Annotated in this window: 11 protein-coding genes and 2 pseudogenes; 11 read left to right on the top strand and 2 right to left on the bottom strand. The window is 44.4% G+C overall.

The features are described 5' to 3' along the window. Positions 1-580, top strand: a pseudogene (locus JCM16418_RS26155) (collagen-like protein); the annotation flags it as partial. Between the two features lie 349 nt (positions 581-929). Further along, positions 930-1,415 carry an S-Ena type endospore appendage gene (locus tag JCM16418_RS26990; protein ID WP_081765545.1) on the top strand — a complete coding sequence of 162 codons (486 nt, stop codon included), beginning with the start codon at positions 930-932 and terminating at the stop codon, positions 1,413-1,415. A 54-nt stretch (positions 1,416-1,469) separates the two neighbouring features. On the opposite strand, the gene JCM16418_RS22470 is transcribed toward JCM16418_RS26990, so the two are convergent. Next, on the bottom strand, positions 1,470-1,805 hold the full coding sequence (locus tag JCM16418_RS22470) for a DUF3992 domain-containing protein (RefSeq protein ID WP_036653493.1): 336 nt from the start codon (positions 1,803-1,805) through the stop codon (positions 1,470-1,472). A gap of 27 nt (positions 1,806-1,832) precedes the next feature. Then, positions 1,833-2,210 carry a DUF3992 domain-containing protein gene (locus JCM16418_RS22475; protein ID WP_036653495.1) on the bottom strand — a complete coding sequence of 126 codons (378 nt, stop codon included), beginning with the start codon at positions 2,208-2,210 and terminating at the stop codon, positions 1,833-1,835. 342 nt (positions 2,211-2,552) lie between these two features. Between JCM16418_RS22475 and JCM16418_RS22480 the strand changes: the two genes are divergently transcribed. The 9 genes and pseudogenes from JCM16418_RS22480 to JCM16418_RS22515 all read left to right on the top strand — a co-directional run bounded on the left by JCM16418_RS22480 (position 2,553) and on the right by JCM16418_RS22515 (position 14,997). Then, positions 2,553-4,916: a DUF8725 domain-containing protein gene (locus JCM16418_RS22480; RefSeq protein ID WP_052020712.1), complete on the top strand. Its 2,364-nt coding sequence runs from the start codon at positions 2,553-2,555 to the stop codon at positions 4,914-4,916. Next, complete coding sequence (locus JCM16418_RS22485; protein ID WP_036653499.1) at positions 4,913-5,842, top strand: ABC transporter ATP-binding protein; 930 nt, start codon at positions 4,913-4,915, stop codon at positions 5,840-5,842. Before JCM16418_RS22480 ends, JCM16418_RS22485 begins: the two co-directional genes overlap by 4 nt. Next, positions 5,839-6,810 (top strand): ABC transporter permease, encoded by a 972-nt coding sequence (locus JCM16418_RS22490; protein WP_036653502.1) that lies wholly within the window; start codon positions 5,839-5,841, stop codon positions 6,808-6,810. Before JCM16418_RS22485 ends, JCM16418_RS22490 begins: the two co-directional genes overlap by 4 nt. A gap of 64 nt (positions 6,811-6,874) precedes the next feature. Continuing rightward, positions 6,875-7,027, top strand: coding sequence for a hypothetical protein (locus JCM16418_RS25125; RefSeq protein WP_156327244.1), 153 nt, complete (start codon positions 6,875-6,877; stop codon positions 7,025-7,027). Further along, a complete protein-coding gene (locus JCM16418_RS22495; RefSeq protein WP_036653505.1) occupies positions 6,985-8,568 on the top strand; it encodes a DUF8809 domain-containing protein in 1,584 nt (527 codons plus the stop codon). Before JCM16418_RS25125 ends, JCM16418_RS22495 begins: the two co-directional genes overlap by 43 nt. Before the next feature lie 33 nt (positions 8,569-8,601). Further along, on the top strand, positions 8,602-9,591 hold the full coding sequence (locus JCM16418_RS22500) for an AAA family ATPase (RefSeq protein ID WP_036653507.1): 990 nt from the start codon (positions 8,602-8,604) through the stop codon (positions 9,589-9,591). After that, positions 9,588-10,516 (top strand): annotated as a pseudogene (locus JCM16418_RS26995) (DUF58 domain-containing protein). Before JCM16418_RS22500 ends, JCM16418_RS26995 begins: the two are co-directional and overlap by 4 nt. A gap of 28 nt (positions 10,517-10,544) precedes the next feature. Continuing rightward, positions 10,545-12,515 carry a vWA domain-containing protein gene (locus JCM16418_RS22510; protein ID WP_036653508.1) on the top strand — a complete coding sequence of 657 codons (1,971 nt, stop codon included), beginning with the start codon at positions 10,545-10,547 and terminating at the stop codon, positions 12,513-12,515. After that, complete coding sequence (locus JCM16418_RS22515) at positions 12,499-14,997, top strand: VWA domain-containing protein (RefSeq protein WP_052020714.1); 2,499 nt, start codon at positions 12,499-12,501, stop codon at positions 14,995-14,997. Before JCM16418_RS22510 ends, JCM16418_RS22515 begins: the two co-directional genes overlap by 17 nt. The last annotated feature ends 77 nt before the right edge of the window (positions 14,998-15,074 follow it).

A 15,074-nucleotide genomic window follows, 5' to 3' on the forward strand; every position in this document is an offset into this window, starting at 1 on the left:
GGGAGTAGGAACCACGGGAGCGACAGGCGCAACAGGAGCAACGGGAGCAACGGGAGCAACGGGAGTAGGAATCACGGGCCCAACAGGACCCAATATTGCCTCAGAAGGATTTTCGGCTTTCTTATCTACTCTTACAATATCGGCTAGTGCACAATTTACAAATTGGTCAGTTGCCAATCCTTATTATGGTAATGCAAGTTTTAATCCAGTTACTGGTAATTTTACAGTTCCAACAACGGGAAGGTACACTATTTTAGCAACCATAAATTATACGACTACGACAGCTATTACCGCAACGCTTGGCGCTGGAATTAATCCTTATTTTGTTATCCAGAGAACTTCACCTACCACGACCTCTTTAGTAAGTGGGCTTCTCCCTATATTAAATGTAAATATCGCTTTGCTTTTAACATTAAGAGCAGTTCTAGGCAATGGAGCAGTAACTTTAGCAGGCGAGGTTACACTGTCGGCTGGGGATGTTATTGGACTTTTCTATAATGCTAACGGGTTAACTGTTTCACTTAATGTCGGTAACAGTTCTTCCAATGGAGTGGTTTGGTCTATACATGAAATAACATAAGACATCCTTTGGCTAGGTATTGTAATGAAAATTTAAATAATTATTTATAATGTTTAACCATGTGCCTAAAAGATACATTTAATATGAAGTAGGTGGTGTTTGAGTAAATATCTCCGAAAGAAGGGGAGTATGCTGGAGAAGAGCATTCATTCAAGCTGGAGTGAAATTTTATTAACTTTGATGATAATTCTTATGGTGAATTCCTCGTGTAATCGGAAAAATAAGCGAAAAAAGAAATGTACGATAAAGAAAAAGACCTCTAAATGCAAAGTACGAAAAAAATGCTCTAAATCTACGAAGAAAAAAAAGAGGTCTTTCTCCTGTGTTTCCATGTCCACCAAGGCCATATATGAGGAGGTGCTCCTGCTCGACAAGGCATCGAATAATCCCTATTGATCCACCTTGCCCTGTAAATCCAGTTGATCCACCAGGACCACCAGGACCACCAGGACCACCAGGACCACCAGGACCACCAGACCCCGTAGATCCGGTGAAACCTTGGCTCGAAAAGAGGTGTTGCGGAAATATATTAATACAAGGCATTCAGTCGGTATTTCAAATATTTGAAATTGATAACAATTTAAATACACTTTTAGTCCAGATCTCCATAAATTCGAATTCTAACAGTACAGATATTTTAGAAGTGGAGATTAGGGGAAGTAAAAATGAACTTATGTATGTACCACCTGGAAATACAATCAATTTTGTGGGAAATGATATCCAATCAATACACCTATTTTCAAACGGAAATGAGCACACATACGTGGAAGGGAAATATATTATTTCCACTACGCTGCAACCCTGTTTTCGTACTGAATTAATGAATGGACAATAAGAAAGATGGTTCTTCAATGAGACAGAAGAACCATCATGTGTTAGCGCAAATAATTTAAATACTATATCGTACTGTAATGCAGAACTCACCTTGTGCTGCGGCTGTCGAGGTTAAAGAAATGGTATCAAATCTGGATACAGTAAATGATGTGCTTCCCCCCGCAGGAATAACAATCGTTTGAATAGCTGCTACTACTCCAGTTCTAAAAAAGTTTACTGTCAACGTTCCTATTCCTGTTTCATATTTAACATATCCTGTACCATTGATGATCTGTGCTACATTATCTGAATAAATGGTTTGGGTACCTGCCGCAGTTAATTGCCAATTCGTGCATACTTTATCTTGCACAATGATTTTCTCTGAGCAGCAACTAAGTGATGTATCACACATGTATTTATCCCTCCTATAATATATTTCTTATTCGACTGGATAACGCGTGGTTATACAGAATTCACCTTGATAAGTGCCTGCTGTTGCTCCGGGTAGCGTGATTTCTATTACACTGAAGCGTCGGTACGTAAAAGCTAAACTCGTTCCTGGTGGAAGTGTTATCGGTGCTGCATTTATAGGTGTTCCGGTACTATCCAAGAAATCAAGGGTTATAGCGGCTGGGCCAACGTCATATTGTAAGTATCCCGTACCTACTATATTTTGGTTAATATTATTCGTAAATGCGATTACAGTGACATCTGCGGCTACTACAGTGCCACTCCATGGCGTACATACTTTATCTTGCACATAATTTTTATCAGCACAGCAACTTAGAGCACTTACACTGTTAGAACAACATGCCATAATGTATTACCTCCTAATAAAATATACTTCTAGACTATTTAATGCAGGCAACAACCCGCTCGATTGGACATTAGCCTGATCTTCATATTTATTAATTTTCTGCCTAAAGAAGCTAGACAAAAAAATCAAGCCCGCTCCGGGATAATGAGCAGGCTTGATTTTTTTTTGGGAATAAGGTCGTATTTTACGCCACTAGCTAAGGTACAAAGTCCAATTTTTGCTCTTATTATCCAAATTCATGCAACTTTTTTCCATTATTTATCGTATATATATAGTTTTATTAATATCTTTAAGGAATCTATAACAGTTGAATTTTAAGTAGAAATGAAAGGGGAAAACAAATTGCTTTCGTTCAAAAAACGCTCCCTAGTGGGACTGCTGCTCGTGATGAGCCTATTACTGACACCTTCGTGGATAACAAGAAATGTAGCTCATGCGAAAGATGATCCGAATATTTCATTGAAAACAGAGGCTGGTTATAACGGTAAGATTGAAGAGTCCAGATGGAATCCGTTAAAAGTGACGCTAACGAGTGATCGAGATGTATCAGGGGATCTTGTATTTCAGAGTAGTAGAAATTCCGGATCGAGTCCTTCATCATATGTACAGCACGTAGAGCTGCCGAAAGATACACCTAAGGAAGTTATATTAGGAATCCCGGGGGGCAGTTTTAATCAAAACAACAATCAAATTCTATTCTTTGAAAATTCTGTAGAAAAAGGACGGAACATCCCTTTTAGTTCGGGAACACCTTATCTAACTGGTTTTTCCACGATGTCAACATTGATTGGCGTGCTATCAGAAGACCCCGACGCTATGAATTTTATGAATGTATTGAGTAGTAGCGGTTTTGATGTAGCGACTGTACCATTAACGGCTGCTAGTATTCCAGAGGATCCTATGCTGCTGGATGGTATTGGCATATTAGTTGTTGATCGATTTGCTTCAGACACCCTTAGCAAGACACAAATCGAGGCCATCAAAGGTTGGGTCAAATCTGGTGGAGCGTTGGTGCTTGCTGGAGGTGCATCATATTCGAAAACCGCTAGTGCCTTTGGAGATTTATCGCCTATGGAGTACAACAATACATACCAAGTCACTTCTCTACCAGAGCTTGCTAAGCTAGGCGGGAAAAAGCTCGAACTCGGTGGAGCGATCACGCTCTCAGACGGAACGCCAGTTAAAGGCGCAGAAGTCGTCTTGAAGTCAGGCGGTAAACCTATATTTGTGAAGCTTCCTCAAGAAAAGGGCACGGTACTTTACGCTGCTTACGATGTTTCTATGGAGCCTATTGCGTCATGGAGTGGGCATCCTTCTGTATGGTCCTCTTTACTTCGTGATCATCTAAATTTAAAAAATTCGCAGTATGCCTTCGCAAATGGGCTCAAATATAACCTTGGCTATATTCTGGATTATTTCCCTTCTCTAAAAATGCCATCATTCCAAATGTTGATATGGCTACTTATTATTTATGCGATTGTTGTCGCTCCATTGCTTTACTTTATTTTGAAAAGAGTGGACAAGCGGGAGTGGGCATGGTGGATGATACCGCTAATTGCGATTGTGGCGAGTGGTGCTGTCTATATGATTGGTTCTGCTGACAAAACCAAAGAGCTTGCGCATACCATTAATATAATGGAAATGGATGGTAAAGGTATTGCAAGCACGACTAGTGCTACTGCCTTTTTCACCCCACGTAGTGGGAAGTTCGAGCTTGAATTCCCTGGACAAACTTATATGAGTATTCAGAATAATGGTGGAAGTTTTAGCAGTGGAGATGATAGTAAATCCTTTATCACTGTAGGAGCGAAGCAAACCAAAGTAATGCTATTAGATACGCCTCAGTGGTCATTGGTTAAGATGTGGCCAGAACAGCGCCTGACTCGCAAAACAGGTCAGTTTAATGTGGAGTTGATGCTCGATGATCAAGGGAACTTGGATGGGAAAGTTACGAATGAAACGGTAAGTAATCTAACACAAGTTACGTTAGTCATTGGTGGGAAGGTATATGAATTGGGTGATATGGAACGGAATACATCCATGCAGCTTTCTAAAATCACTAATCCACAACTATTAAGAATGAATAATCTTGGTAATGTATTGTACCCATATCCTTCAAATAATCAAAAAGATCCTTCTCCAAGGGAAAGAGAGATATTAAACAACTATGTTTCCAATAGTTCATGGTATAGCAAAGGCAGCTATGTCATTGGTTGGAGTAAGGATAAGCTACTCCATTACACAATAAAAGGCAAGGAAATCACAAGTGATCAACTAAATTTATGGGCACAGCCTATAACAGTGACCTGGAATAACAATGGAGTTATGACTATTCCTTTCGGATTCATCGTTCCAGTCATCTCACAGGTAAATTCCGGAGGTTACAGTGAGAATCCCAACGGTATTATAGATATGTCACCAGGATCAGTGACTTTGGATTACAACATTCCATCTATGAATGAAAATGATATTAGTCATGTTAATCTGCGTAGCTCAAACTTGGGAAAGAAGATGACATATCAAATTTGGAACAACGATAAACAGGCATATGAGCCAATGAAATGGGAAGCTAAGATATGGACAGCAACAGGCAGTATTAAACCTTATCTAACAAACGGAGGGATCCGTATTATGATCAGTACTAAGAACCAAACCCAGTTCGTGTTGCCAGAAATCAGCGTGAAAGGAAAGGGGAAGCAGCCATGATTGAAATCGAACAGCTCAGTAAGCACTACGGAAGTTTTCACGCTCTCAAAAATATTAATCTGACTATCGCTGAAGGTACTGTTTTTGGCTTTGTAGGTCCTAATGGAGCAGGTAAATCGACGACGATGGCTATTCTTGCTACTCTAATGTTGCCTTCATCGGGTACGGCTAAGGTAGATGGCTTTGAAGTAACGGATTATCCCAAGGAAGTACGTAAACGGATTGGATACATGCCCGATTTCTTTGGTGTATATGATCAACTGAAGACGACGGAATATTTACACTTTTACGGGGCCAGTTATAATATTCCACGTCCAGAACGCGACAAACTGATTCCTCAGTTGCTCGAGTTGGTGAACTTAACGGACAAGCAGGATGCGTACGTGGATTCTCTTTCTAGAGGGATGAAGCAGCGTCTGTGCTTAGCGCGTTGTCTTGTGCATGATCCGAAAGTGCTGATCCTTGATGAACCGGCTTCAGGACTTGACCCGAGAGCAAGGATTGAAATGCGCGAAATCTTGAAGGAACTCAAGATGATGGGCAAAACGATTATTATTTCTTCGCATATTTTGCCGGAACTAGCTGAGATGGTAGATGAGATTGGTGTCATTGAACATGGGGAAATGGTAGCACAAGGGAAAGTGTCTGACATCCAGAATCGCCTCCGTGTTAAAAAAGTGCTTCATATCCGCTCGTTAGGCCAAGAAGAGGAATTAGCTCTCAAGCTTCAGGATGAGCCATTCGTGACCGGAGTCCTTTCGGACAATACGGGCGTGCATGTACACTTTAGCGGTGGGGATGAAGATCAAAGACAGTTGCTTCAGCATATCATTGGCTGGGGTTATCCGATTGTGTCCTTCCATGAGGCTCAGACGAATCTAGAAGATGTATTCCTTGAGATTACCAAAGGAGGCGTTGCAACATGAATTGGAGCCGAAGATGGATAAATCCCGTTATTGATAAGGAGTTCCGGCTACGTATGCGGACACCGCGATCGGCAGTCTCCTTGATGCTATATATTTTAGTGCTTGGTTTAGTTGCAATGGGATTCATTTATGTGACCATGTATCTAAACAATGGAAATACACAGCGCTTCAATTCAAGTGTTGGTCGCACGATGTTCTACGTGCTTAGTTTTGCACAGCTAATACTTATTGCGTTCATGGCGCCTGCACTAACTGCTGGTGTTATCAGTACGGAAAGGGAGAAGCAAACACTCAATATGCTGCTGACAACGCAGCAAAGTTCAGCAACCATTGTACTTAGCAAGCTGTTCTCTTCCTTAAGTTTTATGTTCTTAATTATGCTCGCCACGATGCCCATATATAGCATTGTATTCTTGTATGGGGGCATTTCCTTGAGCCAGTTGTTATCGATTTTTCTATTCTATGTATTTGTTATGTTACTGCTGGGTTCGCTAGGTGTGATGTTCTCCACCATCTTCAAGAAGACGATGATTTCTATTATTGTGACGTATGGTGTTGGTTTGTTTATTTTTATCGTTACAGGACTTTTATATTTATTCTTTTTGAGCATAACATCGAGGTCATTTTCGTCCAGTCCGACTCCCCCGGCTTATTCTTGGGTCGGTTATATTCTAGGACTTAACCCAGGCGGTGCCTTGATCAGTTTGCTGGAGCCAACGTTTTCTAAGAGCGCCTTCAATGTTCGTCAAACGACACTGAACTCGCAGGCACCAATCCAGTTATGGCTTGAGTTTATGCTCGTGTATTCGGTCGTTATTATTGGTTCCATACTCATTAGTATCCGGAGAATTAGACCCGTTCGTGGTCGGAGAAACCGGATGAAAATAGATCGACATTCACATACATCACCTGGATCATCCTCTGATTCCGATCCAGAGGTACCTGTTATGCAGCCTAAAAGTTCCTGAATGGGCAATTAGGTCGTTTGCATAAGACGCAAAAGGGCGATTTCCAGAAGGGAGGAATCACAGAATGGAACAAATCATATCGGCTATATCTGTAGTTAGGCTGAGATTGCAATTGTTGCGTGTAGGGACAATCACCTTGATCGGACTTGCAGCAGGCATGGCTTCAGCTACGTTGTGGCTAGTGATCACGAGGATCTTCCCGATAGGCATGCGATAGCGATTGCACTAATTCTGATCGGTACGGGACTTGTTGCTGGATTAATATACGGACTGATATGGAGAGTGAGTATTCGTGAGGCTGCCATGAAGATGGATGCTTCATCAGGTGGAATAGAACGCAGCGATATGATGATAACCGCGTTATCTTTTGAAGGTAATGATAGCTCCTCCGCGCAATTTCAGCGTAAGCAAGCGATACAATATGCACAAGTATTTACTGCTGAATTGAAAGATAGACTTCCTGCTCCTCGTCCACGTAAAACACTGAATCTATGTAGTGCGCTTTTAGTAGTGATTCTTATCCTTAGCTTGCTACCCAATCCAATGTCTCAAAAGGTAGCAGAAGCAGCTCAGGATAAGGAGCTGGTGAAAGAGCAGCAAAAGAAAACAGAAGACTTATTAAAGGAACTTCAGGCGAAGAAGCTAGATCCTGCAGTGCGGAAGCCGCTAGAGAAGGAATTGCTGGCACTTCAGAAGCAACTTAGCGAAGAGCGTAAGCCCGCAAAAGCACTAGATGAGCTTGAGCGTGCCATGCAGAAGATGGAGAAGATTGCTAAGCAGCAGGAAGAGAAGAAGCGGGAATTAGCCGAGCTTAGTCAGAAAATCAAGAATATCCCGTCGCTTTCCACGGCTAGTAAAAGCATAGATCAAGCGAGCAAGTCCGCTCTCCAGCAATCGATGAAGGATCTGGCACAGAAGCTGAAGCAAATGTCAGAAGAAGAGAGAAACAAGCTTAAGAATCAACTGAAACAGTTGGCTGAGAAGGCTGCTGGCAATAATGACACGAAAGATTTAGAAAAGGCACTGAATAAGCTTGCGGAAACAGCTCAGAAGAGTAGCAATTCAGCCGAGACGGAACAAGCGCTTAAAGATCTAGAGAAAGAGCTTGCTAAGCTAATGGATGCAAAAGCTTCATCTGCGGCCAGTAGCGCAGCTGCATCCAAGCTAAGCTCTGCTTTGGCTTCTCAGGGGCTTTCCCTATCTTCTCGAATGGCTACATCAGGGAGCCAGGTTTCAGACACATGGAGCAGTGGGGGAAGTGCAGAAATGCTTGCGAGTTTAGATTCTGATGCCGATGGTGACAACGCAGAGGGAAACGGCTCATTTGATGCAGGACAAGCAAACGGAGGTCAGGCAGGGAATAAGGGTCAAAGCGGAAGTGGTTCTGGCAGTGGTAATGGACCCGGTAATGGTAAGGGTTCTGGCTACGGCAATGGCGGAAGCGGGTCCGGAGGTGCTGGTCCGGGTGCGGGTTCCGGGGCAGGTTTGGGATCAGGAGGACGCGAGCTTATTAGCACTCCTCGCAAATATCAAGGAACCGGTAATAAGCACAATGATGGAGGTCCTTTAAATGGTCAGGGAGGCACTGTTCAACAAGGAGGCGTCTCCCCAATTACTGGAGGTTCAAGCCTGCCTTATCAGGAAGTTTATGAGGATTATGCGGCGGAAGCCAAGAAATCATTAGGCAGAAGTGATCTACCTCAGCAAATGCAGGGGCTGGTCGAGGACTATTTTACCGGAATCAATCCAAATCCATAACGGATTAACAAATACACGGTTACAGGAGCCGATATGCCAGAGACACAAATTCAGCCAGAGGTATGGAAAGAAACGATCGACCGTGTACGTCGACAAATTGGCGAGGTAATTGTTGGACAGCAGGAAGTAGTTGAACAAATGCTGTGGTGTATTTTCGCTGGCGGTCACGCATTGCTTGAAGGAATACCTGGCCTGGGTAAGACGATGCTGGTTCGCAGCATTGCAGATACGTTAGAGTTATCTTTTTCACGGGTTCAGTTTACGCCTGACCTCATGCCTAGTGATATTACAGGAACACAGATTATATCGTTTGGACAACAGGGAGAGACCGCAATGAGCTTCCAACAAGGGCCTATCTTCGCAAGTATTGTTCTTGCGGATGAGATCAACCGGGCTACGCCAAAGACGCAAAGCGCTCTGCTCGAAGCGATGCAAGAGAGGACCGTAACTGTCGGTAATGATACACATGTGCTCCCGAAACCATTCTTTGTCTTAGCAACACAGAATCCACTAGAGAATGAGGGGACATATCCACTACCCGAAGCACAGCTGGACCGTTTCCTACTTAAAATTCTAGTGCCGTATCCAAGCAGTGAGGAATTAAAGGAAATTGTACGACGCACGACGTCATCTTTTGTTCCAACCATTCAAAAACAAGCTGGGGTAGATGATCTGCTTCAGATTCAGCAAGGAGCCAAAGAAGTTCTGGTAGCAGAAGAAGTACTCGACTATGCGGCACGTTTACTGATGATGACGCACCCAGAGGAGCTATCCTCGCCTGAGGGCGTTAAGAAATATATTCGTTTTGGATCGGGTCCGCGTGGCATTCAATCGATCATTACAGCGGGGAAGGTTAGAGCTGTGTGCCAAGGTCGGATGCATCTATCCACAGGGGATATTCATGCTGTAGCTATTCCTGCCCTTCGTCATCGAATCTTCCTTAACTTTGAAGGTCAAGCCATGGGGATAACCACGGATCAATTGGTTCGAGAAATTATAGATACGATGGGCGCAAAAGCATGAGTATGGATCATTTGCTTCCGCCGGATCTATTGCCGAGATTAGAAAGATTAAGTCTTGGTTCTGGGCGTCGTGTAGCTGGAACTCTACAAGGGAAAAGAAGATCACAGAGAATGGGTTCATCTCTAGAATTTGCTGATTATCGTTCTTATGCACCAGGTGATGATATCAGGCGCTTCGACTGGGGTGTTTACTCACGAACGGGCAAACCTTTCATTCGGCAGTTTATGGATGAGCAGGAGCTGATGGTCAGTATATATGTGGATTGTTCCGCGTCCATGGATTTTGGTAGTGGGGATAAGTCGTCTGAAGGTAAATCCGATGTGCCGGATAAGCTTCATTTTGCGAAGCAACTTGCGGCGGCCATTGGCTACATTGCGCTGTGTTCCTATGAGAGAGTGCAAGCAGCCTGCTATAGTAAGTCACTGGACTCTCGTCTTCCCGTTTTAAGAGGGAGGGGGCCATTCATCGCTTACTTCAATTTTTGCAAAATAGTACGGTGGGAGCCGAAGGTAGTCTCGCTGCTGCTTTAGCAGAGCCAGGGGCATTGCCAAGACTCAAAGGAATGACTTGGGTCTTCTCCGATTTTTGGCTAAACGAAGGGGAAAGCGAGCTTGGGGATGCTTTATCAAGGCTTGTCAGTGCTGGTCAGGAGGTCGTTCTGGTTCAGGTTCTATCACCTTTAGAGCTAGCACCTGCTTTCAGTGGAGATCTTCGTCTCGTTGATAGTGAGCTGGCTACAGGTAAGGATGTCGCTATGACTGGGAAAATCCTACAGGCCTATCATCGTGAGCTAGAGCAATATCAATTATATCTATCACGGTTTGCTGCTGAACGAGGGATTTCTTATGTCATGATTCCTACGGATACATCGCTACATACGGCAATATTTGGACTCCTAGCAAGCTCAGGCCTTGTGGTGAGCTAATCATGTTCTTCTGGAAAGGAGGGGGCTCATGGGGATAGGATCTTGGCTCGGGCTGTGGTTTGGTCTAAGTATTCCAGCGATTCTGCTAATGTATATATTGAAAAGAAAGTTCGTAGATACAAGGGTACCAAGTCATTTGTTATGGAACAGAGTGCTTCGTAATATTGAGGCCAATCGTCCTTGGCAAAAGCTGCAAAACCGTTGGCTGCTTTGGCTGCAGCTACTGGCAGCAGCACTGCTTGTATTTACGTTGATGCAGCCGTATTGGTGGGTATCCGGTGGGAGTAAGGGACATGTGCTTATTGTCGCTGATACGTCCGGCAGCATGAGTGCAGATTCTGGACAAGCGGTTCAAAGTGGTGAAGGGCATTCCTCCAGATTAGAGCTACTTGAAGACAAGATTATGCAGTATATAGACAAAGAAGCACGTGGAAGCGAGATTACCCTACTTAGTATATCAGCTGAACCTAATGTCGTTATTTCCCGGGAAAAGGACAGGAATCGACTGAAAGAGGCTATTAGAGGGTTGAAGCCATTCTATGGTAAAGCGGCCTATCAAGAAACCTTATCTCTAGCATCTGCACTTACGAAGGAAGATAAAGACGCAGAGGTGGTCGTATTTACTGACGAGCAGTGGAAAGGACAGACCGATACGATTTCGTTTCAGGTGCCTACTCGGATTGTCCATATAGGAGAAGGTACTGTGTTTAATGCATCTATTCAACAGTTCGGCATTCAGCAGGGAGAGCGTACCAACGAAGCTGTTGCCGTCATCAGCGGAACGAGTTCAAATAACTCTCCTCTGGAGGTTAACCTATACGGAGACGGCAAGCTGCTTAAGACGAGCTCCGTAACTCTACCCAAAACGGGAGCGTTTACGCTAAAGTTTCGATCACTTGAAAAGGCGGAAGTATACAGACTCCAATTAGATCAAGCTGATGCTTACTTGGCAGACAATGAATCATTTGCGTTTGGTCAAACTCAGGAAACGAATCGCGTACTTTTATTTACGCCAGGTAATATTTTTCTGGAAAAGGCACTTCAATTAACTGGAGCTGAGGTTACCAAAATTTCAACGGATGGTAAGAAAGATGTTGATATCAAGAATAAGGATGTTTCAACAGATGACTCACCTTCGCTACCTGATTTAGCACCCGACCTCATCGTGATGGACGGTCCGGCTCCTGCTTTTACACAAGAGAATTCGTGGAAGCAACTGATCCAGAAGACAGCGCTATGGACAATAGGTGGAAGTGGTAAAGAAATCGAAGTAGGGGGAGAGTCTGCTAAACCGGAGCTCCATCCGGTAACCAGCTATTTGAAGCTGTCTGGTTTATATTTTGGACAAGTTCTTAACTCAAAGGCTCCGGCATGGGGCAAAGCCATTGTTAACGTGGGCTCCTTTCCGGCTGTGTATGCAGGTCAAGATAACGGTGTGCCACGCTTATCCTTTCAATTCGAATTAAAAAATACCGATCTTCCACTGTCTGCTGAATTTCCGATTATGGTGAACAATGCAGTGACATGGCTCAGCTCAGGTAAAGGTAGCGGTTTAGGTCGTGTAACGGCTGGTAATCGGATGGAGATTCCTATCTTACCCGACACGGTTAAGGCACGCTGGGTAGCTAAAGATGGACTGGCACAGCGAAATAATGTAGAAGACATTCCTGCGGAGCAAGGTAAGCAGGGTATACTTTCCTTGCAGTTGGTTCCTGATGTACCCGGCCTGTTTGCTTTTGAGCAAGAGAATAATAAGGGTGAGAAGGTAAGCTCTTATGTGGAATCTACAGTGGATCCTTTCGAGGGGAAGCTATCGCAAACATCTAAGCTTGTGCTTACCTCTTTAGATACTACCAATGTAACATCTTCAACAAAACAGAATACGGAAGCAAAGGATGCGCAACGAACACCGATTTCTTTAATGTGGCTTACGGCTTTACTTGTATTGCTAGTCGTATTGGCAGAATGGGGGGTGTACCAACGTGGGCGTTCAATTTAGTCATCCGTGGTGGTTGCTCCTACTTGTGCCACTTGCAGGTTTTGCGATATACGCTTATAAAACGGATTATAGGTTAGTTGGAGGGCGTAAGAAATGGGCAGTTGCGCTTAGAAGCGCCGTGCTTTTATTACTTGTTCTAATGTTATCTGGACTTCAATCATATAGCGTGATCCATCAGAAGAAAGTCGTATATCTGGTGGATCGTTCAGCGAGTATGCAAGATCATGGGGAACCTTTGGAATGGATTAATAAGTCAGTACAGCATAAAGACAACGACGACACCATTGCCTTGGTGTCTGCTGGACTTGATGCAGCAGTGGAGCAGAAGCCTGTGGATAAGATTCCGGAGTCCCTTCGTTTGGATGCCTCTCTTCAGCGAGAGTATACGAATCTAGAAACGGGACTTATGCTATCGGGTAGCTTACTCGACAGCAAATCAGGTGATGCTCGTATCGTTGTCGTTTCCGATGGGAATGAGAATGTCGGTAGCATGCTGTCTGCGGGAAAGATGCTAAAGGATCGTGGAATTGCAGTCGATGTCTTAAAGGCTAGCGAAACGGTAGTGGATGATGTCGCTGTAGAAGAAGTCAAGGTACCTGAGAAGCTCTATCAGGCAGAGTCTTTTTATGTTGAAGTATTGCTTCGCAGTAATATTAAGGGACAAGCGGAGCTAAGAGTTTACGAGGATAGTCGTGAAATAGGCAAGCAGACCATCGACGTGACAACTGGTGAGAACAGGTATGCCATTAAAGGGCTTGCCAAATCAACAGGACTTCATCGCTATCGTGCAGAAATCCTTATGAATGGGGACAAGCAGTCAGCGAATAATGCCGGGTATGCCTTCACTCGCGTAGATGGACCACCTAAAGTACTTATTGTGGAAGGTACCCAAGGAACATCGGGTAACATTGTATCTGCTCTATCATCTGGCCTCATCGAGCAACAAGTCATTGCTCCAGAAATGTTACCTACAGAGCTTGCAAAATATGCCGCATATGATTCCATTGTCTTTAATAATGTATCCGGAGATCAAATTGGCGGAAGACAGATGGATATGATCGAACAGGCTGTAAGAAGCTATGGTATTGGTTTTATGATGGCTGGGGGCGAGGATAGCTTTGGCATGGGTGGCTATTTCAAGACCCCAATTGAAAAAGCATTGCCTGTTTCGATGGAGCTACAAGGGAAACGTGAAATTCCGTCGCTTGGCCTCATTCTCGTGATCGACCGTTCTGGAAGTATGAGTGGTGATAAGATTGAGCTGGCGAAGGAAGCTGCGATCCGCACGGTAGAGCTGATGCGTTCTAAAGATGTAGTGGGGGTGGTGGCTTTTGACGACCAGCCATGGTGGGTTGTTCCTCCGCAAAAGCTGACGAATAAACAGGAAGTTATGTCTCAGATTCAATCGATACAGCCTAACGGAGGTACGGATATTTATCCAGCAACAGCCTCGGCTGTTGAAGAGATGCTGTTAATTAAGGCTCAGCGCAAACATATTATCCTGATGACAGATGGTCAATCGGCAGGCAACAGTGGATATGACGACTTAATTGAACAGATGAATCATAATAAAATTACCATGTCCACGGTAGCGGTAGGTCTGGACGCAGATGTTAACTTGCTTCAGAACCTTGCTGAACAAGCAAAAGGTCGCTATTACATGGCAGAGGATGAGACAACCATTCCTGCGATATTCAGCAGGGAATCAGCTATGATGTCCAAATCGTATATTGTCGAAAAGCCTTTTGTTCCTGCTACTCAAGATGGAGGAGACTGGAGCACATTATTTGCAGACGGTGTACCTAAAATTTACGGTTATGTGGGGACAACGGCTAAATCGACTGCGCAGACCGTTCTCACGAGTCCAGAGCCTGACCCGCTGCTAGCACGTTGGCAATATGGATCTGGCCGTTCCGTGGCATGGACGAGTGATCTGATGGGGAAATGGTCCAAGGATTGGGTGGCTTGGCCATCATTTTCTAATATTTTAACGCAAATGATTAAATGGACATTTCCTCAATTTACAGCATCTCCATATGATGTCCAAACACAAGTGCAAGGTAACACGGTGCAGATTCAAGTTACAGGTAGTGATCAGGAGGAAGCACCGGATCAGTTGCAAGCTGTATTGACGGGAGAAGATCTTAAGGAACATAAGGTGGATTTGATTCAAGAAGCACCCGGTGTATATTCAGGTGAGATGGACGTGGATAAACCTGGTTCATTTCTAATGTCGTTGACGGATCAAGCTGGGGGTAACCATGTTGCCCCGGGTAGTGGAATTGTCGTTCCTTATTCTCCGGAGTATCGCTTAAGTGAGGGGAAGTCAGAGGATGATTTGACGCGATTAGCCGAAATGACTGGGGGCGGGTGCTGGATTGGGAGCATCCAGAGCAGCTTTTCGCAGCAAAATCCCGCGCAGGCAAGGATCTGCATGATCTCAGCTATTTGCTGCTCGTGCTGGCCTTGCTGCTCTGGGTAGCGGACATTGCTGTTCGCCGCCTGGCGCTCCCATGGGGCGCCATAGCGGAGCGCACCGCCGCCATCCTGCGGCGGCGG

This window comes from Paenibacillus pini JCM 16418 (assembly GCF_000576305.1).
Taxonomy (GTDB): Bacteria; Bacillota; Bacilli; order Paenibacillales; family Paenibacillaceae; genus Paenibacillus_AQ; species Paenibacillus_AQ pini.

What these genes read in the sequence shown, in the direction of transcription:
- JCM16418_RS26990 (WP_081765545.1), top strand. Translation starts at nt 930, where the DNA reads ATGAGGAGGTGCTCCTGCTCGACAAGGCATCGAATAATCCCTATTGAT.
- JCM16418_RS22485 (WP_036653499.1), top strand. Translation starts at nt 4,913, where the DNA reads ATGATTGAAATCGAACAGCTCAGTAAGCACTACGGAAGTTTTCACGCT.
- JCM16418_RS25125 (WP_156327244.1), top strand. Translation starts at nt 6,875, where the DNA reads ATGGAACAAATCATATCGGCTATATCTGTAGTTAGGCTGAGATTGCAA.
- JCM16418_RS22490 (WP_036653502.1), top strand. Translation starts at nt 5,839, where the DNA reads ATGAATTGGAGCCGAAGATGGATAAATCCCGTTATTGATAAGGAGTTC.
- JCM16418_RS22500 (WP_036653507.1), top strand. Translation starts at nt 8,602, where the DNA reads ATGCCAGAGACACAAATTCAGCCAGAGGTATGGAAAGAAACGATCGAC.
- JCM16418_RS22475 (WP_036653495.1), bottom strand. Translation starts at nt 2,210, where the DNA reads ATGGCATGTTGTTCTAACAGTGTAAGTGCTCTAAGTTGCTGTGCTGAT.
- JCM16418_RS22470 (WP_036653493.1), bottom strand. Translation starts at nt 1,805, where the DNA reads ATGTGTGATACATCACTTAGTTGCTGCTCAGAGAAAATCATTGTGCAA.
- JCM16418_RS22510 (WP_036653508.1), top strand. Translation starts at nt 10,545, where the DNA reads ATGGGGATAGGATCTTGGCTCGGGCTGTGGTTTGGTCTAAGTATTCCA.